At 36.1% G+C, this 19,306-nt stretch carries 22 protein-coding genes and 1 pseudogene; 16 read left to right on the plus strand and 7 right to left on the minus strand.

Annotation, left to right across the window (positions count from 1 at the left end; all coding sequences use genetic code 11):
* Positions 1 to 14 precede the first annotated feature (14 nt).
* A complete protein-coding gene (locus B8W84_RS06180) occupies positions 15 to 395 on the minus strand; it encodes a flagellar protein FlaG (protein WP_094752402.1) in 381 nt (126 codons plus the stop codon).
* 94 nt (positions 396 to 489) lie between these two features.
* Complete coding sequence (locus tag B8W84_RS06185) at positions 490 to 2,190, minus strand: flagellin N-terminal helical domain-containing protein (RefSeq protein ID WP_094752403.1); 1,701 nt, start codon at positions 2,188 to 2,190, stop codon at positions 490 to 492.
* Positions 2,191 to 2,424: 234 nt separating this feature from the next.
* Here B8W84_RS06185 and B8W84_RS06190 point away from each other — a divergent pair.
* The 16 genes and pseudogenes from B8W84_RS06190 to B8W84_RS06265 all read left to right on the plus strand — a co-directional run.
* Positions 2,425 to 2,733: pseudogene (locus B8W84_RS06190) on the plus strand (heme exporter protein CcmB); the annotation flags it as partial.
* A gap of 21 nt (positions 2,734 to 2,754) precedes the next feature.
* Positions 2,755 to 3,507, plus strand: coding sequence for a heme ABC transporter permease (locus B8W84_RS06195; RefSeq protein ID WP_094752404.1), 753 nt, complete (start codon positions 2,755 to 2,757; stop codon positions 3,505 to 3,507).
* Entirely contained in the window at positions 3,508 to 3,714 is a 207-nt protein-coding gene (ccmD, locus tag B8W84_RS06200) for a heme exporter protein CcmD (RefSeq protein ID WP_094752405.1), read from the plus strand.
* On the plus strand, positions 3,711 to 4,187 hold the full coding sequence (gene ccmE / locus B8W84_RS06205; protein WP_094752406.1) for a cytochrome c maturation protein CcmE: 477 nt from the start codon (positions 3,711 to 3,713) through the stop codon (positions 4,185 to 4,187). Before ccmD ends, ccmE begins: the two co-directional genes overlap by 4 nt.
* The gene (locus B8W84_RS06210) at positions 4,188 to 6,143 is read left to right on the plus strand and encodes a heme lyase CcmF/NrfE family subunit (RefSeq protein ID WP_094752407.1); all 1,956 of its coding nucleotides are present in this window, start codon (positions 4,188 to 4,190) and stop codon (positions 6,141 to 6,143) included. It abuts the gene before it with no gap.
* Positions 6,143 to 6,679, plus strand: a complete 537-nt coding sequence (locus B8W84_RS06215; protein ID WP_094752408.1) for a DsbE family thiol:disulfide interchange protein — start codon at positions 6,143 to 6,145, stop codon at positions 6,677 to 6,679. The genes B8W84_RS06210 and B8W84_RS06215 overlap by 1 nt, the downstream gene beginning before the upstream one ends.
* A gap of 3 nt (positions 6,680 to 6,682) precedes the next feature.
* On the plus strand, positions 6,683 to 7,171 hold the full coding sequence (locus B8W84_RS06220; RefSeq protein ID WP_094752409.1) for a cytochrome c-type biogenesis protein: 489 nt from the start codon (positions 6,683 to 6,685) through the stop codon (positions 7,169 to 7,171).
* Positions 7,168 to 8,436, plus strand: coding sequence for a c-type cytochrome biogenesis protein CcmI (gene ccmI / locus B8W84_RS06225; RefSeq protein WP_094752410.1), 1,269 nt, complete (start codon positions 7,168 to 7,170; stop codon positions 8,434 to 8,436). The genes B8W84_RS06220 and ccmI overlap by 4 nt, the downstream gene beginning before the upstream one ends.
* Before the next feature lie 33 nt (positions 8,437 to 8,469).
* Positions 8,470 to 9,231: an MlaA family lipoprotein gene (locus B8W84_RS06230; RefSeq protein ID WP_257797953.1), complete on the plus strand. Its 762-nt coding sequence runs from the start codon at positions 8,470 to 8,472 to the stop codon at positions 9,229 to 9,231.
* 9 nt (positions 9,232 to 9,240) lie between these two features.
* Positions 9,241 to 9,915 carry a (d)CMP kinase gene (cmk, locus tag B8W84_RS06235; protein WP_094752412.1) on the plus strand — a complete coding sequence of 225 codons (675 nt, stop codon included), beginning with the start codon at positions 9,241 to 9,243 and terminating at the stop codon, positions 9,913 to 9,915.
* 106 nt (positions 9,916 to 10,021) lie between these two features.
* A complete protein-coding gene (gene rpsA, locus B8W84_RS06240; RefSeq protein ID WP_094752413.1) occupies positions 10,022 to 11,692 on the plus strand; it encodes a 30S ribosomal protein S1 in 1,671 nt (556 codons plus the stop codon).
* 86 nt (positions 11,693 to 11,778) lie between these two features.
* Positions 11,779 to 12,066 (plus strand): integration host factor subunit beta, encoded by a 288-nt coding sequence (locus B8W84_RS06245; RefSeq protein WP_094752414.1) that lies wholly within the window; start codon positions 11,779 to 11,781, stop codon positions 12,064 to 12,066.
* Positions 12,067 to 12,186: 120 nt separating this feature from the next.
* The gene (locus tag B8W84_RS06250; protein WP_094752415.1) at positions 12,187 to 12,474 is read left to right on the plus strand and encodes a LapA family protein; all 288 of its coding nucleotides are present in this window, start codon (positions 12,187 to 12,189) and stop codon (positions 12,472 to 12,474) included.
* Between the two features lie 7 nt (positions 12,475 to 12,481).
* Positions 12,482 to 13,654 carry a lipopolysaccharide assembly protein LapB gene (gene lapB, locus B8W84_RS06255; protein ID WP_094752416.1) on the plus strand — a complete coding sequence of 391 codons (1,173 nt, stop codon included), beginning with the start codon at positions 12,482 to 12,484 and terminating at the stop codon, positions 13,652 to 13,654.
* Positions 13,655 to 13,683: 29 nt separating this feature from the next.
* On the plus strand, positions 13,684 to 14,385 hold the full coding sequence (pyrF, locus tag B8W84_RS06260; protein ID WP_094752417.1) for an orotidine-5'-phosphate decarboxylase: 702 nt from the start codon (positions 13,684 to 13,686) through the stop codon (positions 14,383 to 14,385).
* Positions 14,386 to 14,422: 37 nt separating this feature from the next.
* Positions 14,423 to 15,109 (plus strand): MaoC family dehydratase, encoded by a 687-nt coding sequence (locus B8W84_RS06265; RefSeq protein ID WP_094752418.1) that lies wholly within the window; start codon positions 14,423 to 14,425, stop codon positions 15,107 to 15,109.
* Between the two features lie 48 nt (positions 15,110 to 15,157).
* On the opposite strand, the gene B8W84_RS06270 is transcribed toward B8W84_RS06265, so the two are convergent.
* Genes B8W84_RS06270 through B8W84_RS06290 form a run of 5 tightly spaced genes read right to left on the minus strand, consistent with a single transcriptional unit; the run spans position 15,158 to position 19,217 of the window.
* Positions 15,158 to 15,652, minus strand: coding sequence for a chemotaxis protein CheW (locus tag B8W84_RS06270; protein ID WP_094752419.1), 495 nt, complete (start codon positions 15,650 to 15,652; stop codon positions 15,158 to 15,160).
* Positions 15,653 to 16,426: a ParA family protein gene (locus tag B8W84_RS06275; protein ID WP_094752420.1), complete on the minus strand. Its 774-nt coding sequence runs from the start codon at positions 16,424 to 16,426 to the stop codon at positions 15,653 to 15,655.
* A 1-nt stretch (position 16,427) separates the two neighbouring features.
* Entirely contained in the window at positions 16,428 to 17,351 is a 924-nt protein-coding gene (locus B8W84_RS06280; protein WP_094752421.1) for a flagellar motor protein MotB, read from the minus strand.
* Entirely contained in the window at positions 17,351 to 18,103 is a 753-nt protein-coding gene (locus B8W84_RS06285) for a flagellar motor protein (RefSeq protein ID WP_094752422.1), read from the minus strand. The genes B8W84_RS06280 and B8W84_RS06285 overlap by 1 nt, the downstream gene beginning before the upstream one ends.
* A complete protein-coding gene (locus B8W84_RS06290) occupies positions 18,096 to 19,217 on the minus strand; it encodes a protein-glutamate methylesterase/protein-glutamine glutaminase (protein WP_094752423.1) in 1,122 nt (373 codons plus the stop codon). The genes B8W84_RS06285 and B8W84_RS06290 overlap by 8 nt, the downstream gene beginning before the upstream one ends.
* Between the last annotated feature and the right edge of the window lie 89 nt (positions 19,218 to 19,306).

A 19,306-nucleotide genomic window follows, 5' to 3' on the forward strand; every position in this document is an offset into this window, starting at 1 on the left:
TAATGAATATTAGGCTAAACGTTTCTATCAAATAACATTCCCTTAACGCCATCCATTTTTTTTAATAATACCACTAAATCCTCAGATGGGATTTGACGAATAACTTCATCTGTTTCATCATCAATAACAGAAACAATGACTTTTTCCAATTGTTTATCAATATGGAAGGAAAGATGACTTTGCATACTATTCATAAAATCATTGATATTCGCAACCGTTTTTTCAATATTTTCTATACCTACATCCAAATTTTCAGATGCGTGTTTTACTTTAACACTATCCGAGTTTTCTTGCGTATTTAACTTCCCAGTATAGGTTTTTTCAACTTCTGATTCCTTCGATATTTCATTCCTCGGCATATTAATCGATGATGCCGAAACAGTAAAATTTGACATATCTCCCCCTCAACAATCCATTATTATAAATAGCGAAAAGCCCCCTATGGCTAGGGAGCAATATTAACACCGTATAAAGGTAGCACCCTCACTTCTAACCCAGTAAAGATAATACACTTTTCGCAGATGCATTGGCTTGTGCCAACATTGATGTTCCCGCTTGTTGTAATATTTGTGATTTACTTAATTTAGATGTTTCCGCAGCAAAATCCGCATCTTGAATTCGAGAGTTAGATGCTGATAAGTTTTGTGATACATTTTCTAAATTCGAAATAGTAGAGCCCAAACGGTTTTGTAATGCACCTAAGCCGGCACGCGAGGAGCTGACTTGTCCAAGCGCTTTATCTATCGATGTGATAGCACTTGATGCCCCAGCCATTGTTGATACATTCGTGCCTAACGAACGGATAACCTTACCACCCATTTCATTACCCATACCAATTTTCTCGAGCGCTGCTGATTGTGCGGATTGTCCGTCGGCTTTAGATGTTACTTCAATTGCACTTCCATCTTTAGAGCTTAATACAAATCCCCCACCTGTCACTTCTGTTGCAGTAACACCTGTAAGCTCAGTCAGGGCATTAACCGCGCCAAGTAAACTACCCGCAGTTCCACTAGTAGAGATTAAACTAACACCGTTTATTTGAATTTTATCAGTCTTCAAAACAGTGGCGGTATCAAGTGCGACACTAGATGATGTGGTTAATGTACCTGCACCATTAGAGACTAAGAAACCCGTTTTAATTATGTTAGCTCCTGCGCCTGGTTCACCTTTGTCATTAATACTAATCGCAGAGCCATCAATACTTTTCAGAGCAATAAAACCCTTACTCTTTCCAGCAGTCAAACCAGAATTAGCCACCTCACCAGTAATTTCAATCTGTTTACCTGTATCATTGGTTAAGAGTAAGCCGCCATTATCATCTAAAGATGCGGTTACACCAGAAACATCTCGATTAATCGTTTCCACTAAATTTGACATTGATGATGTAGCACCTAAAGTAACTGCCGCATTAGCGCCGATGATAAGTTGAAGTCCATTCGTAATCCCTGATACTGCTTTACCTGCATCTGTCGATGCTCCTTGCACCACATTATAAGTAGATGCCATAACCCCCGTTTCTGATGTTTTATCATTAATAACATTTGCATTCGCTAATGCAACATTACCAGGGATATCAGTAGCGCTACCTATTGTAACGCCGTTAATATCAATGCTAGATTCAACAATTACGTCCTGCACTCTTCCACTATTTAAATCAGACTTATTTAAATCACCATTAAGACCCAGTGCATTAGTCGTTACCGAATCAATAGAGAAAGTTAATGTTTGACCTTCATTAGCACCAATTTGTAACGTCGTATTACCCGCAGTTCCGTTTAGCAACTTCAATCCATTGAATTCTGTTGTTTCCGAAATACGATCTAATTCTGAGTGTAATTGATCGACTTCTTTTTGAATGGATGCTCTGTTTGATGCAGAGTTGGTATCATTTGCAGATTGCACTGACAGTTCACGCATACGTTGTAAAATATTGGTCATTTCATCCATTGACCCTTCTGCCGTTTGCGACATAGAGACACCATCATTGGCATTACGAACGGCCATATTGATACCTTTAATTTGTGATTGCATCCCTGTAGAAATAGCAAGGCCTGCCGCATCATCTTTTGCGCTATTAATTCGCAAGCCAGAAGATAAACGTTCCATTGCTTGATTGCCTGCAGCTTGTGACTTATTCAATTGACGTTGTGCATTCAATGACATCACATTGGTGTTTACTACTTGAGCCATAATCTACTCCTAGGTTATTTCTGACTTTATTTACAAAACATAAAGCAGTGTAATTGTGTATGTATCTTGTATCGACCGCTTTAAAAATAACTTTAAACTTTTTTAAAGTTATTTTATGTGTCGTATCGGTTCATTTTCAAAACAGTCGATATTCAGACTTAATAACTATATCGACAACTCACAAAATAACTTTAGGTAATTAATAAAAATGCTTTTTCCTATTAGTATTAATTTTTAGGTTTAGATTTAAATACCTATTGGGCATTACTTCTCACTTTACTACTTGGAACTCCTATATTGAGTCTCCTTGGTGCTATTGGTGTTGCGCTGACAGTGGGTTTACGCAAAGGAGGAATATTATTAAGTTTGATAATGTTACCTCTGAGTATTCCCATTTTGATTTTTGCAACAATGGCGATAGATGCGGCTGTCGTTGGGCAACCTTATATTGGTCTACTTGCATTATTAGGTGCGATGTTAGTGATGTCAATAACGCTTGCACCTTTTGCTATTGCCGCATCCTTGCGCGTTAGCCTTAGTTAAATTTATTAATAGAGAACAATTATGTGGAAATGGCTACACCCTTATGCAAAGCCTGAAAAAAGCTATCAACTAGCAGGAAAATTATTACCTTGGTTTGCTTGTCTATGTTTGATAACGTTTATGGTTGGTTTAACATGGGGATTATTATTTGCCCCTGCAGATTATCAGCAAGGCGATAGTTTTCGTATTATATATATTCATGTGCCGGCTGCAATGTTAGCAATGCTTGCTTATTCAAGTATGGCGATAGCTGCCTTTATTGGTTTGGTTTGGCAAATTAGATTATCTGAGATGATGGTGGCAACAACAGCGCCTATTGGTGCTGTTTTTACATTTATTGCTTTAGTCACAGGAGCTGCTTGGGGAAAACCGATGTGGGGGGCTTGGTGGGTGTGGGATGCGCGTTTAACCTCAGAATTAATTTTATTATTTGTATATCTGGGTATCATTGCATTGTATAACGCATTTTCTGATAAAGATCTTGCCGGGCGTGCAGCCTCTATTTTAACGTTGGTTGGGGTTATTAATTTACCGATCATTCATTATTCAGTGGTCTGGTGGAATACTTTACACCAAGGTGCCACCATCAGTAAATTTGATACACCTTCGATGGCACCTGAAATGTTATGGCCATTACTGATGATGATATTTGCTTTTAGTCTGTTTTTTATTGTGCTGCTTTTAATGCGTTTTCGCAATGAGATATTAGCAAGAGAAAATCATCGTTACTGGGTTACTCAGCTAGTGATACATAAATTTAAGGATAAAATATAGATGGCTTTTGATTCTATCAGTGATTTTTTTGCGATGGGAGGCTATGCCTTTTATGTTTGGTTGTCTTATGGCCTTTTTTTCTTTAGTTTGCTGTGTATTACATTACATTGTATATATAAAAAACGAAATATTTTCAAAAAAGTCCGCTTACGTTTAGAGAGAGAAAAACGTATTAAACAAGCATCAAAATTGGAAGAAACATTATGAATTTAAGACGTAAAAAACGACTTTTGATTATTTCAGGATTAGTGTTTGCTTTCTCTGTTTCAGTTGGATTAGTGCTCTTTGCTTTACAACAAAATATCGATCTTTTTTATACGCCAAAGGAAATTATCCATGGTAAAAAAGAGACGGGTAAAAAACCTGATATAGGACAACGCTTACGCATTGGTGGAATGGTTATGGTGGGTAGTGTAAAGCGCGATCAGAATAGTTTAAAAGTGAGTTTTGATTTGATAGATAATGGCGGTGAAAAAGTGACTGTCTTTTTTGATGGCATTTTACCCGATTTATTTAGAGAGGGACAAGCAATTGTAGCACAAGGTATCTTATTGAATAAAACTCAAATTAATGCTTTTGAAGTATTAGCCAAGCATGATGAAACATATACGCCTCCAGAGGTGAGTGATGCTCTAAAGGGCATGAAAAATTTTAAAACAAATAAAAAACAGGAATATTAGATGCTGGCTGAAATTGGACAACTTGCACTTGCAATCGCTTGTATGCTTGCTCTACTACAGGCTATATATCCGCTGTATGGGATTTATAGTGGTCATCAAGGTGCGATTCGGTCGGCGAAAACATTTACTCTTTTACAATGTGTTTTTGTGACGTTAGCATTTGTTATTTTAAGTTATCTCTTTTTAATTAATGATTTCACAGTGACTTATATTGCCTTAAATTCGAATAGTGCTTTGCCTTGGTATTATCGATTATCTGCGGTATGGGGAGCACATGAAGGTTCATTGTTATTGTGGGTATTTTTGTTGTCGCTTTGGAGCTCTGCAGTTGCATTACTAAGTAAACGATTACCTATTGAATCGATTGCACGTGTGCTTGCAATATTGGGTTTACTCTCCCTAGGTTTTTACCTTTTTGTTTTATTTACTTCTAATCCATTTTTAAGAACCTTGCCTTATTTTCCAGTGGATGGACGTGATTTAAATCCTTTATTACAAGATGTTGGACTTATTATACATCCGCCAATGTTATATATGGGTTATGTTGGTTTTTCGGTTGCTTTTGCTTTTGCAATAGCAGCTCTTATGGAAGGGCGCTTAGACAGTGCTTGGGCTAAATGGTCTCGACCTTGGACAATGGCCGCTTGGATATTTTTAACGTTAGGTATTGCACTGGGTAGTTGGTGGGCGTATTACGAATTAGGTTGGGGTGGTTGGTGGTTTTGGGATCCTGTTGAAAATGCATCACTTATGCCGTGGCTAGTTGGAACTGCACTTATTCATTCTTTGGCGGTTAGTGAAAAGCGTGGGGTCTTTAAATCTTGGACAGTTTTACTGGCAATTAGTACTTTTTCATTAAGTTTATTAGGTACTTTTTTAGTTCGATCTGGTGTTTTGGTTTCGGTACATGCTTTTGCGAGTGATCCTACTCGAGGATTATTTATTTTAGTTTTTTTGATTTTAGTTGTTGGTGGTTCTTTATTGCTTTTTGCTTTAAAAGGCTCAACGGTAAAAAGTCGAGGACATTATGCGCTGCTCTCTCGTGAAACTTTTTTATTGATTAATAATATTTTATTAATCGCCGCTGTTATCGTTGTTTTATTAGGTACATTATTGCCGTTAGTGCACAAACAGATGGGTTTAGGGAGCATTTCTATTGGAGAGCCTTTCTTTAACCGCATGTTTAGTTTATTAATTGTCCCGTTTGCTTTGTTTTTAGGGGCGGCTCCACTATTGCGTTGGAAACGTCAAAATATTAACGAACTTTTTAAACCTTTTGTTCATTCTTTATTGCTGAGTATCGTTGCGACGTTATTATTTTTATATGTGTTTACTTCGCACTTTACATGGCTTGCGTTAATGGGGGTATTTCTAGGTTTTTGGATAGTGATGACCGTTGGCTATGAATTATATTTACGAGCCACACATCGTTTTAATCTTTTTAAAGGTTTAACAAAATTAGGTTATAGCCACTGGGCTATGAGTTTGGGTCATTTAGGTTTTGCAGTACTAATCATAGGCATTACGATGACTCAAAATTTCTCTATTGAGCGTGATATAAAATTGGCCGTCGGAGAAAGTGTTTTTTTTGGGAACTATACATTTGATTTCGATGCACTAGAGCCTTTGGTCGGTGAAAACTATACGGGTAGTATGGGTATTTTTAATGTTAAACAAAATGGTAAATATATTACGACAATGCAAGCTGAAAAACGTATTTATAGCGTGCAAGGTATGCCGATGACAGAAGTTGCGATTGATGCAGGAATAACGCGAGATCTCTATATTGCGATGGGAGAAATGTTGGAGGATGGTTCATGGGCGGTGCGTATTTATTATAAACCCTTTATTCGTTGGATCTGGTTTGGCCCTCTTCTGATGGCTTTTTCTGGATTATTAATGATGTTAGATAGTCGCTATCGAAATAAAAAAACAAACGTAAAAGGACTCATCTAATGAACAAAAAGTACCGTTTGTTTATTCTATTTATTCCTTTGATGATTTTTGTTGTTGGCTGTGTTTTTTTGTTTAAAGGCTTGTATACAGATCCGCAAAAACTAGAGTCTGTATTGGTGGGTAAGCGAGTACCTGACTTCACCTTGCAAAGCCTTTATGATCCGGCAAAGCAATATGATGCGAGCATTTTTAAAGGGAAAAAAATGCTTTTGAATGTTTGGGCTACTTGGTGTCCAACTTGTTATGCAGAGCATGGTTTTTTAAATAATTTAGCCAATAATGGCATTTATATTGTAGGCATGAATTATAAAGATTCCCGTATTAAAGCAATACGTTGGTTAAACGAATTACACGATCCTTATAAAATAAGTTTATTTGATGAAGATGGTATGTTGGGGCTCGACTTGGGTGTTTATGGTGCGCCGGAAACCTTTTTTATTGATAGTAAAGGGGTGATTAGATATCGTCACATTGGTAATTTAGATGAAGTTATATGGCGTTCTAAATTAGAAAAAATATTTAATGAGATGGAGTAAATAGTGAAAAAATTAATGCTCATTATTGTTGTTTTAAGTTCTTTTTATAGTATCTGTTCTTCTGCCGCAATTGATTCATTTCGCTTTGATAATATTGCTCAAGAGGATGCTTTTCACCATTTAACGCATGTCTTACGCTGTCCTAAATGTCAGAATCAAAATATTGCAGATTCTAACGCACCTCTTGCTAAAGATTTACGTACTAAAACGTATGATTTGATACTGCAAGGTAAAAGTGAAGATCAAATATTAAAATATATGACAGATCGTTTTGGTAATTTTATTTTATACGATCCACCTATGACTATTGCGACTATTTTTCTCTGGTTAGGGCCTTTGTTTTTTATCATCTTAGGTTTTTCATTTTTGTTTGTACAGGCGAAAAAACATAATAAAAAAGAGCCTCCTTTAGAAGCGCAAGATGCATTAAGATTGCAGCGGATTTTAAGCGAAGACACAGTAGAAACAAAACAGAAAGAGGGTAGAAAATGATTCTGCAATTTTGGTTAGCCACTACCATATTATTGATTATCGTTAGTGTGTTTGCAGCGATTCCTTTTTTAAAAATAAAAAAAGAGGGGAAGCAAGAATACAATACGCGTAATCAATTAAACCGTTCACTATATGAGATTCGCTTATTAGAATTAGAGCGCGATGCTGAGCAAGGGATGCTCAGTGATAAAAGCAAGATGTTGACAGAGCTGCAGTACAACTTATTGGACGATATTGATGATAATCAAGAAATAAAAAAACCAGCGCGCTCTAAATTGATTTTCTTACCGGGTCTTTTTCTCTTAATTGTAGGATCTCTTGCTTTATATTCGCGGGTAGGTGCTTATGAAGAGGTGCAGCATTGGCAAAATACGTTACAACGTTATCCTGCATTACAGCGTCAGTTATTTAAAGATTCTGATACTGAGGCGACAGAGCAAAATCTACGCGACATTATGCTGGGCTTGCGTACAAACTTACAGGACAATAGTGAAGATCCACAGGGTTGGTTATTGTATGCTCGTTTAGGAATGATATTTGAAAATACAGATCTTGCCTTAGATGCCATCAGCAAAGCTTATTCTCTTGATCCAAAATCTGTGGATATCCGTCTTCTTTATATTCAGTTAAGCATGCAAACCGGTGATGATTTTTTACAACAACAAGCTCAGCTTATGTTGACTCAACTATTGAAAGAAATACCTAACAATGTGGATGCATGGTCTATGTCCGCGTTTATGGCACTTGGAGATAAAGATTATTCTCGAGCTATTTTCAGTTGGAAACGGTTATTACAGATAGTATCTCCGAATACAAAACAAGCTCGCATATTAAAAGATAGTATTAATTATGCACAAAAAAAATTATCTATACTGAAAACTAATCGTTTGAGTGTCCCGAATAAAATGAATAAATCTACTTTAGAAAAAGGACATTATCGAGTAAAAATCAGTTTAACAAAAGAGGTTGTTGTACCTAAAAATGGTACATTATTTGTTTATGCACAAGCTATCAATGGCGCATCAATGCCAATTGCTGCTATTAAAATATTAAAACCAATATTTCCTCTAAATATTGAGATATCTGATGAAAATTCGATGCTAAACGATTTAAAGTTAAGTTCTCATGATCAATTTACGATCACTGCGCGCTTGTCCATTGATGCGAATGTGAATAATAAAAAAGGTCAATGGCAAGGTCGCAGTGCGGTTGTTGAAAAAGACCAACGAACACCCGTTATTATCATTATTAATAATGCATTGTAAGTAAATAGAAGGAGGAACGTAATATTGAAAAAAATGGCGTTAGTACTTTTTGTTTTTATGCCTTTTTTGTTACATGCTCAAGAGCTAAACAAGGTTCGGCAGGATATGAGCGACCCTTTAGAGCCTTTGAATCGTGTTATTTGGGATTTTAACTATGATATTTTAGATCATTATATATATTTGCCGGTTACCAAGTCATATGTTGAGGTGGTACCGAGTAAGGGACGTCAATTTATTAATAATTTTGTGTTAAACTTTGAAGAGCCTGCCAATATCATTAATAGTTTCATCCTTTTTAATTATGAAGCTTCATTTAATGCACTTTTACGTTTAACGATTAATAGTACTTTTGGGCTATTGGGTTTTCTTGATGTCGCATCTGATTTAGGTATCGAGCGTAAAACGGAAACTTTTAGTAATGTTTTAGGGCATTGGTCTGTATCGAATGGACCTTATTTAATGATCCCTGTAATCGGTCCCCGTAGCACGCGTATATTATTAGGGGGATTTGTTGATAGTTTTTATTTTCCAAGTCGTTATTTGAAATGGTGGCAAGTATTAGGTTTGTGGGCCTTAGATGGCTTAGATACACGCGAAACGTTATTAGGGCAAGAACAAATGTTGGATCAATCTTTGGATTCTTATGCTTTTGTAAAAGAAACATATATTCAATATGAAGCGTTTAAATTTGAACAAAACAGTGACAGTATTGAATTATTTAGGCTACACAAAGAAGATGTTTCAGAATATGAATTTGATGATGATTTATTAGATTTTATGGATGAAATTGATTAAGAGATAAATATGAATTTAATTACAATAGATGGGCCAAGTGGTTCAGGGAAAGGCACAGTTTGTTATATACTTGCTAAGAAATTGGGTTGGCATTTACTTGATAGTGGTGCGTTATATCGTATTTTAGCATATGCAGCATTACAAAATGCAACATCATTAGACGATGAAGAGGCTCTTGCTAAACTTGCTCTCAATTTAAAAATAGAATTTATTTCAAATGGTGTTGCCGTTGATAGTTTTTTAAACGGGGAAAATATAGGCGATAAATTGCGTACAGAAACTATCGCACAAGCAGCTTCGAAAGTTGCTTCGCTTATTTTAGTCCGCGAGGCATTATTAGCTAGGCAAAAAGCATTTTATAAAAATCCTGGGCTAATTGCTGATGGACGTGATATGGGTACTGTTGTTTTTCCTGAGGCACCCGTAAAAATATTTTTGGATGCTAGTGCTGCGGAGCGTGCTAAACGGCGCTTTGAGCAGTTGCAAAATAAAGGATTTAATGTTAGCATCGCTGAAATTTTAAGCGAAATAAAAGATAGAGATCTACGTGATAGAACACGCCTTATCGCCCCATTAAAGGCAGCAAAGGATGCATTAGAAATTGACTCAACGATGCTAACGATTGATGAAGTTGTTTTAAAAGTGCTAGATCAAGTAAAGCTTAAACTAAATATAGTGGTATAATACATATGCTACTTTTAATATTACTTTATGGATGAAGTGATAATTTTTCTTGCCTCCCTCGCAAATGGATGGTGATGGGTTGTATAAAATAAGTGTGAATAAATAGATGATGGAATCTTTTGCAGAACTATTTGAAGAATCTCTTCAACAGGTAGAAACTCGCCCAGGTACGATTGTTAAAGGTACAATTGTAGGAATTCGTAACAACTTAGTATTCGTTGATGCGGGTCTTAAATCTGAAGCGGCAATTGATATTGCTGAATTTAAGAACGCAGCTGGTGAATTAGAAGTTGCTGTTGGTGATGTTGTTGATGTTGCGCTGGATGCAGTAGAAGACGGTTTCGGTGAAACTAAACTTTCTCGTGAGAAAGCAAAACGTCATGAAGCTTGGATTCAACTTGAGAAAGCATACGAAGATCAAGAAACTGTTATTGGTGTTATCAACGGTAAAGTTAAAGGCGGTTTCACTGTTGAATTAAACGGTATTCGTGCATTCTTACCGGGATCATTAGTTGACGTACGTCCTGTACGTGACACAGCTCACCTTGAAAACAAAGATATTGAATTCAAAGTGATCAAATTAGATCAAAAACGTAATAACGTTGTTGTATCTCGCCGTGCTGTTATTGAAACAGAAAATAGTGCTGAGCGTGAAGAGCTACTTGAAAATCTTCAAGAAGGTCAAGATATTAAAGGTATCGTTAAGAACTTAACTGATTACGGTGCATTCGTAGATTTAGGTGGTGTTGACGGTCTATTACATATTACTGATATGGCTTGGAAACGTGTTAAACATCCAAGTGAAATCGTAAACGTAGGTGATGAGATAACGGTTAAAGTACTTAAGTACGATCGTGAACGTACTCGTGTTTCTCTAGGTCTTAAACAACTTGGTGAAGATCCATGGGTTGCAATCGCTAAACGTTACCCTGAATCAACTCGTTTAATCGGTAAAGTTACTAACTTAACGGATTACGGTTGTTTCGTTGAAATCGAAGAGGGTGTTGAAGGTCTAGTACACGTTTCTGAAATGGATTGGACTAATAAGAATATCCACCCATCTAAGGTTGTTAGCTTAGGTGATATGGCTGAAGTTATGGTTCTTGATATTGATGAAGAACGTCGTCGTATCTCTCTTGGTCTTAAACAGTGTAAAGCTAATCCATGGGAAGAATTCTCTTCAACTCATGATAAAGGTCAGAAAGTAACGGGTAAAATCAAATCAATTACTGATTTCGGTATCTTTATCGGACTTGAAGGTAATATTGATGGCTTGGTACATCTTTCTGATATTAGTTGGGATATGGATGGTGATAAAGCTGTTCAAGAATACAAAAAAGGTGATGAAATTGAAGCAGTAGTACTTCAAGTTGATCCTGAGCGTGAACGTATTTCTTTAGGCATTAAACAAATTGTTGCTGATCCGTTTAATAATTACCTAGCAGAAAACAAGAAAGGGTCTATTGTTACAGGTACTATTTTAGAATCTGATGCAAAAGGTGCGATTGTTACACTTTCCGACAGTGTCGAAGGTTATATTCGTGTTGCAGACATTTCACGTGATCGTGTTGAAGATGCATCTTCTGTTCTTAAAGTTGGTGATTCTGTTGAAGCTAAATTCGTTGGTGTTGATCGTAAAAACCGCGTAATTAGTCTTTCTATTAAAGCGAAAAATGAAGCTGAAGAGAAAGAAGCAATTGATAGCTTAAAAGAGCAAGATGAAGCAAGCATGGGTAATGCAATGCTTGATGCGTTTAAAGCTGCTAAAGGCAAATAATTTAAAAGCAGTCGGAGAACCGACTGCTTTTAATACACATTAGATGTGTTGGTTTTTTATATAGATTATTGAATACGAGGTGAATAATGACTAAGTCAGATTTAATTGAAAAATTAACCAACAAACATTTTCAATTGTCGGTTAGAGAAGTAGAAGACAGTGTAAAAGAAACGTTACAACTGATGACGAATTCACTTGCTAATGGTGAGCGTATAGAAGTCCGTGGTTTTGGTAGTTTTTCTTTACATTATCGGGCTCCACGTATCGGACGTAATCCTAAAACAGGAGATAAAGTCGAATTGGGTGGTAAATATGTCCCTCACTTTAAACCCGGCAAAGAATTGCGAGAGCGTGTTAACATTCATAATGCGTAATGTCTAATAAAAAAGGTGCTTTTAAAGCACCTTTTTTATCTTAAAAATAAAATAGCAGATTTATTCCCTCGTTGTTTTATAATATAATGTTAAATATTGTTACTTCGTTTAGGATCCGTTATGAAACGTCTTATTACGCTTGTTTTTAGCATTTTATTATTTATTATTGCACTTCTATTTAGTCTTAAAAATCAGCAAATAGTAAATGTGAATTATGTATTGGCGCAAAGTGAATTACGTTTGTCCACATTGCTTGCGATTATCTTTTTCTGTGGTTTTTTTGTCGCGACATTATGTTCAATGTATTTTTATTTGAAATTAAAAATAAAAAATAGTCAGCTGACTAAAAATAATAAAAAGCAACGCAAAGAGTTAAATATTTTACGTTCAGCAGAATCTAAAGAGTGAGCCGTTAGTGCAAGAAATATTTTTTCTCCTGTTACCGGTTGCAGCACTTTATGGCTGGTATATGGGCGTGCGTAGCGTACATCAAAATAAACAGAAAAAAGGTAATAAACTCAGTCGAGATTATGTCCAAGGTTTAAATTTCTTATTAAGTGACCAACCCGATAAAGCCGTAGATCATTTTATTGCATTACTTGAAGTGGATAGTGAAACCATTGAAACCCATCTTGCCTTAGGCAATCTTTTTCGCCAACGCGGTGAAGTTGATCGCGCCATTCGTATACATCAAAATTTAATAGCTCGGCCTAGTCTAACTCGTGAGCAGCGAGATTTAGCTTTAGTACAGTTAGGTAAGGATTTTTATCAATCTGGATTATTCGACCGTAGTGAGAAAATTTTTATAAAGTTAAAAGAGTCCCCTGAATATCAGCAAGTTGCGTTAGAAAACTTGTTAAATATTTATCAGCAATTGAAAGAATGGCAAGAAGCAATATTCGTCACACAGCGGCTAAACAAATTAATGACTGGAAAAAACAATAATCGCACATTATCTTATTTATATTGTTGTTTGGCGGATGATATAGGAACACCATTAGATATTAAGAAAAAAGTGCTGTTATATAAAAAAGCGTTATCAACGTACCCCGCGTGCATACATGCCATATTAGCCTTGTCAGATTATTATTTAGGCCAACAAAAAAATACAAAAGCATTACAAATATTAGAGTCTGTGATCGAACATGATATCGATTTTATTGAAGTTATATTGCCTCGTTTATTGTATTTACACCAACTTTTGGATAGTGAGGAACATTTCATTCATGATCTTTATCATATTGTTAGTTTAGGTGGGGGCACAAGTTCAGTTATTATGCTTGCAGGTTTAGTAGCAAAATATCAGAGTGATAAAACAGCACAAAAATTTATGTTGCAAGAGCTACGCCGTAATCCGACCATGAAAGGGTTTAATCAATTAATGCATTATCATTTGCACTTGGCGGAATCTAATAGTGAAAAAGAAAGACTGATGTTTTTACAAAACTTAGTTGCAGAGCAGATAAAGCGAAGGCCTAAATACAATTGCAATAAATGTGGTTATTCGAGTAAAAAAATATATTGGCAGTGTCCGTCATGTAAAGAATGGGGCCGTATAAAACCAATAAAAGGCCTTGATGGCGAATAAAAAAACACGTAAAAATTAAAGAGGAAAGTATGATGCAATTAGATGCAAAAGTATTGATAGCATTAGATTATGAGAATAAACAAGAGGCTCTCGATTTTATTAAGTGCTTAGATCCTACACAGTGCCGTTTAAAAATCGGTAAAGAAATGTTTACTTATTTTGGGCCTGAGTTTGTTAAAGAAGTAATACAGCAAGGTTTTGATGTTTTTCTCGATTTAAAATTTCATGATATTCCGAATACAGTGGCCAAAGCGGTTACCGCTGCCGCTGAATTAGGTGTGTGGATGGTTAATGTACATGCAAGTGGTGGACGTCGGATGATGCAAGCCGCAAAAGATGCGCTTGTCCCCTATGCGGATTCTGCGCCTCTTTTAATCGCTGTTACTGTACTGACAAGTATGGATGAAAGTGATTTATTAGAGTTAGGAATATCTCGTTCATTGCCAGAGCAAGTTGAACATCTTGCTAAATTAACTCAATTATCAGGCCTCGATGGTGTTGTTTGTTCTGCTCATGAGGTATCACGGTTGAAATCTTTATGTGGTTCTCAGTTTAAATTGATCACCCCGGGTATCCGTCCTGAAGGTTGTGATGTTGGCGATCAGCGACGCGTTAAAACACCTCGAGAAGCGATAGATGCTGGTGCCGATTACTTGGTAATTGGACGACCAATAACGCAAGCTAAGAATCCAATGCAAGTGTTAACTGAAATCAATGCTTCTTTATTGTAGAATACGTTCAAAAAAGTGAGTTTAATTGGAATGTGTAATGAAAAAGTTTGATATCAATAAATATAAAATAGAATTCATGGAGAAATTTCCTTTTGATTTTGGTACTTGGATGTCTCCTGCTATTCGTGATTATTATTCTCTTTTTATTAAAAGAGCACACTCCAATCACGAACAGTTTCGTTCTTGGGTTAAAGAATATACCATTTTAAAAGATGGTAAAACGATTAATATTGCACAAAAGCCGGTAAATCTTTCGCCTGAAGCTCGTGAATTATTTTTATCTTTACGCGCGAAAATAGGTGAAGAAGTGCATGTCGGAGAATGGTTGTCGATAGATCAAGCTCGTATTGATCAATTTGCGCATGTCACTGGAGATAAACAGTGGTTACATACCGATGTACAAAGGGCAAAGGTAGAGTCTCCTTTTAAAATAACTATTGCACATGGTTTTCTAACTCTTTCACTATTACCCTATCTAACCGATAGCGTAGATTCGGATAAACCTATGTATCCGGGCGCTAAAATGACCATTAATTATGGTTTAAATAAAGTGCGATTCCCTTATCCTGTCAAAACAGGTAGTGTGTTACGCGCACATAGCCGTTTAATTAAAGTCACTCCAATTAAGCGTGGTTTAGAAATTGAAAAAGAAATTTCTGTTGAAATAAAAAATACTCGTAGACCTGCTTGCGTTGCCGTTTCAGTCGTTAGGGTATACTTCTAAATATAATTAATACTAATAGGAAAAAGCATTTTTATTAATTACCTAAAGTTATTTTGTGAGTTGTCGATACCCCCAACCACTATTACCTAATATAATATAATGACTATAATTAAGTGTTTTGCCACTCTTTTCCATATTCATCCATTGAGCACTATCAACAAGATTATATAATTTATCCTGATGTGTCATAACGCCATAAAACCAATTAGGTTTACCAAGCAATTGATTCAGTGGATTATCCAATGCATGGATCCCCGCTATATCGATTAAGGGTACGGCAAAGTGTAAGCCTGAAAATTTAAAAAACAAAACTTGAAACTCACATTCAACCTGTAAATTCTGCCAATTGTCATCTTTATTGATAGACGGCTCTGTTCGAACATCTGTAATAATTTTGGGCGCAAAAGATAAATCCCGATTAAAAATACTATTATTAACCGATAAATTTTCTTCGACAATATCCTCTTGTGTCGGTTTCACCTCTGACTCAGATAACAGGGCATTAAAATAAGCGTGCATCGCTTCATCATTATGATTTTTCATTTAATAAAACTCTGCTTGTAACAAATAATTAAGTAACGTTTCATACGCAAAAACACCTCGACAACGTTTAGCATAAATAGAAATTGGAACATGTTGTAAACTCGCGTCTCTAAACTTAGTATCTACAGGTATCACGCCATTCCAGACTTTTTCTTGATAACGTTCTTTGATTAATAATAATGTATTAATGGAAGCGCGTGTACGCTTATCGTATAAAGTGGGAATAATACAATATTTAAAACTAACCCCCGCTGATTTTTTCATCACGGACAATGTACTTATCATCCTATCTAAGCCCTTCGATGCTAAAAACTCCGTTTGCACAGGGATTAATATCTTTTCACACGCAGCGATTGCATTAACCATCATCACACCCAACACCGGAGGACAATCGATTAAGACAAAATCATAATCATCTTCTAATAACGTTAATTGTTTTTTTAAGAACAAGCCCATCCCTTCTTTTTCTCCCAGCACACGATCTAAAGTCGCTAAGGCCATTGACGCAGGGATCAAAGATATATTCGGAATCTCCGTAGGTAATATTACTTGCTCTATTTCACTTTTAACCTTCGCAGGCTCTGCAAAAAGATCATATAAACTGACGGGTAATTGATCTGAATCATATTGAAAATAACTCGTTAAAGACGCATGCGGATCTGTATCAATTAATAACACACGAAAATTTCGTTCAGCTAAAAGTCCCGCTAACGATATCACAGTGGTTGTTTTACCAACACCTCCTTTTTGATTCGCAATTGTCCAAATTACCAATTTATTCCATCCTTGTAGTTATAATTAAACGATCATTAGACAGATAGATCTCTTTTATCTTTTTATTATCTTGTACTTTCTTTTTAATTACTTGTTTCTTTTTTACCCGAACTTTTATCGCAACCTTAGGCTCAACTAATGCATATTTTGAAATGGCAATAATCACCCTACGACTCCTTAATAAGTCAACCTTACCTTGAGCATCCTTGGCTAAGTTATAGCGACCATAAGCTTCAACCACCATACGCCGACCATCAATTCCGAAAGTATTTAAAGCGTGTAATACACTAAATGCTCGTGCCCCTGATAACTCCCAATTTGATTGATATATTTCATTGGATATCACATCTTGATCGGTATAACCACGAATACGCAATAAATTATTAATAGGCTTTAATATATTTGCGATTTTTTCCAAACGTTTTTTTGCGGCAATTAATAATGTATGGCTTCCACCAGCGAAAAGTAAACCGCCTCCCATTTCAATAGTGAGCCAATCCCCATTAAGATCCAACGTTAGTATTTCATCCTTCACTTCAGCTGATAATAACGTATCTAATTGTATCTTTAATTGCTTTAACTCCCAACCGGCCTTTAATGTATCAACCTCGGACAATTCATCATTTGCTTGATTTATCATCCCATCAGAAAGCATTTCAGGTCCACTGTCTTCTATTATGCTATTACTATTTTTAGTTAATATACCTTCTCTGTCGGAGCTGAAAACTGATTGATTTAATAACTGACTGGCTTTTTGAATATTAACAATTACCTCTTTATAATGTTCTTCATGGCTAATTGCCATCGCGTATAATAAAACAAAAAGAGCAAACATTAATGTCATAAAATCAGCAAAGGAAACAGTCCAACGATGCAGATCATTACCCGACTGCGTTTGCAACCGCGTGCGAGAGCGCATACGCATTAATAAGAACCTCTATCTAAATAACCATGTAAGCGCCGTTTTAATAATAAATTGTTTTCACCATACGCAATGGCAAGTAGACCAATTAACGTCATTTCATTATATAATGAAATGTACTGGTAATATAATCGAATTTTATTGGCAATCGGTAGATATATGAAATTTGCAAAACCAACCCCGTAAATGGTCGCAATAAAAGCAACGGCAATACCCGCCCCTAATTTATCGGGCTCATTTAAGTAACCCATCGCTTGAATCAGTCCCATTACCGCTCCAATAATGCCTATCGTTGGACTGTAACCTCCCATTGAGTCATAAATTCTTGCACTACGCTCGGAATGTTCACTTTCTAAATCTATATCTTGTTGTAATATTTCTTGTAATACTAAAGGTTCGCAACCATCGACAAGCATTGCGAGACCTTTTTCAGTAAAGGGATCTAAATCTCCATTATCATCTGACTCCAAGCTTAAGAGACCTGATTTACGTGATTTATTCGACCACTTTTGAATAAGTAAAGATTGTTTATGTAGAGAATTAGGAGTAGTAAAAAATATTTTAGGTAATAAACGTAGAGCATGAATCAGCTGTTTTGCTGACGATTGCACTAAAACAGCCCCTAAAGTACCACCAAAAACAATCAAAAAAGCAGGCAGATCCAGCAAGCCACTCAATGATACACCATGGTAAAGTTGAGAAAAAAGTAAGCAGGAAATAATAACAAAAAAACCAAATAGTCCAAGTTTATTCATGTTGTAATTCTACTTTTATATACCTAGCAACTTGATCAAGTGCAATTGATTCTGTTGCAATCCCTGCTTTATATACTGCTTGAGGCATTCCATATACCACACAACTAGCTTCATCTTGCGCCCATATGACAGATCCTTTCTCTTTTAACATGCGAGCACCATCACGCCCGTCAGCCCCCATTCCCGTTAAGATAACGGCTAATACTTTATTTGTATATATTTTTGATAATGAGGCAAATGTAATATCAACACTCGGTTTGTAATTTAACTGTTCATTGCCATCATGTATACGGATCCTTACATTTCCACAACGTCCTTCCACCAATAATTGTTTACCTCCTGGGGCCAAATAAGCACAACCTGCTTGTAAAAGATCCCCATTACTTGCTTCTTTTACTTTTATCTTACAAATTCCATTAAGCCTTTCTGCAAAAGCTTTGGTAAAAGTCCCTGGCATATGTTGAATGAGTAATATAGGTAATTTGAAATTAGCGGGTAGTGCAGAAAGTACTTTTTGTAAGGCAACAGGCCCTCCTGTTGATGTGCCAATCGCCAAAATACTATAATGTTTTCCTGAGGCTTTAAAAAATCTAGAAGGCGCTGACGTTACCACCTTAGCCGCAACCAAGGGATGACGACTAGTAGTTAGTGGAAGTCGTGTTGAGGTGGTTTTTACTTGTAAACGTGTTTGATTTTGCGTAATAATGCGGGGCAAACTCAGTCTTGAAATCGCGAGAATACGTTGTTGTAATAAACAAATAGCATCATTTTTATCGCGGGCAATATCCTCGAACTTTTTCGGTAAAAAATCCGCAGCTCCTGCCTCTAAAGCATCTAATGTTGCACTAGCACCTTGGTGCGTCAATGAAGAAAACATCAATATAGGTAATGGATTGGTTGCCATTATTTTTTTAACCGCAGTAATGCCATCCATAACAGGCATTTCAATATCCATAGTCACCACATCAGGTTTATATTTAGCAACCATATCAACCGCTTCTTGCCCATTATTTGCCGTTGCAATAACTTCTAACGAAGGTGAATTATTAATCATTTCGCTAACACGACGACGAAAAAAGTTAGAGTCATCAACAACTAATACTTTTACTACCATTCTATATCCTATTAATGAAAAATAATGAAAAATACCATCTAAAGTAACGTTTAGTCATCGCAATTCGTTATACCATCACAATAAACATA

Source organism: Psychromonas sp. CD1, assembly GCF_002239585.1.
In the GTDB taxonomy this organism is placed as follows: Bacteria; Pseudomonadota; Gammaproteobacteria; order Enterobacterales; family Psychromonadaceae; genus Psychromonas.

Coding starts and splice junctions, on each gene's coding strand:
- B8W84_RS06180 (WP_094752402.1), bottom strand. CDS start 395: ATGTCAAATTTTACTGTTTCGGCATCATCGATTAATATGCCGAGGAAT.
- B8W84_RS06185 (WP_094752403.1), bottom strand. CDS start 2,190: ATGGCTCAAGTAGTAAACACCAATGTGATGTCATTGAATGCACAACGT.
- B8W84_RS06195 (WP_094752404.1), top strand. CDS start 2,755: ATGTGGAAATGGCTACACCCTTATGCAAAGCCTGAAAAAAGCTATCAA.
- ccmD (WP_094752405.1), top strand. CDS start 3,508: ATGGCTTTTGATTCTATCAGTGATTTTTTTGCGATGGGAGGCTATGCC.
- ccmE (WP_094752406.1), top strand. CDS start 3,711: ATGAATTTAAGACGTAAAAAACGACTTTTGATTATTTCAGGATTAGTG.
- B8W84_RS06210 (WP_094752407.1), top strand. CDS start 4,188: ATGCTGGCTGAAATTGGACAACTTGCACTTGCAATCGCTTGTATGCTT.
- B8W84_RS06215 (WP_094752408.1), top strand. CDS start 6,143: ATGAACAAAAAGTACCGTTTGTTTATTCTATTTATTCCTTTGATGATT.
- ccmI (WP_094752410.1), top strand. CDS start 7,168: ATGATTCTGCAATTTTGGTTAGCCACTACCATATTATTGATTATCGTT.
- B8W84_RS06230 (WP_257797953.1), top strand. CDS start 8,470: ATGGCGTTAGTACTTTTTGTTTTTATGCCTTTTTTGTTACATGCTCAA.
- cmk (WP_094752412.1), top strand. CDS start 9,241: ATGAATTTAATTACAATAGATGGGCCAAGTGGTTCAGGGAAAGGCACA.
- rpsA (WP_094752413.1), top strand. CDS start 10,022: ATGATGGAATCTTTTGCAGAACTATTTGAAGAATCTCTTCAACAGGTA.
- B8W84_RS06245 (WP_094752414.1), top strand. CDS start 11,779: ATGACTAAGTCAGATTTAATTGAAAAATTAACCAACAAACATTTTCAA.
- B8W84_RS06250 (WP_094752415.1), top strand. CDS start 12,187: ATGAAACGTCTTATTACGCTTGTTTTTAGCATTTTATTATTTATTATT.
- pyrF (WP_094752417.1), top strand. CDS start 13,684: ATGATGCAATTAGATGCAAAAGTATTGATAGCATTAGATTATGAGAAT.
- B8W84_RS06265 (WP_094752418.1), top strand. CDS start 14,423: ATGAAAAAGTTTGATATCAATAAATATAAAATAGAATTCATGGAGAAA.
- B8W84_RS06270 (WP_094752419.1), bottom strand. CDS start 15,652: ATGAAAAATCATAATGATGAAGCGATGCACGCTTATTTTAATGCCCTG.
- B8W84_RS06280 (WP_094752421.1), bottom strand. CDS start 17,351: ATGCGTATGCGCTCTCGCACGCGGTTGCAAACGCAGTCGGGTAATGAT.
- B8W84_RS06285 (WP_094752422.1), bottom strand. CDS start 18,103: ATGAATAAACTTGGACTATTTGGTTTTTTTGTTATTATTTCCTGCTTA.
- B8W84_RS06290 (WP_094752423.1), bottom strand. CDS start 19,217: ATGGTAGTAAAAGTATTAGTTGTTGATGACTCTAACTTTTTTCGTCGT.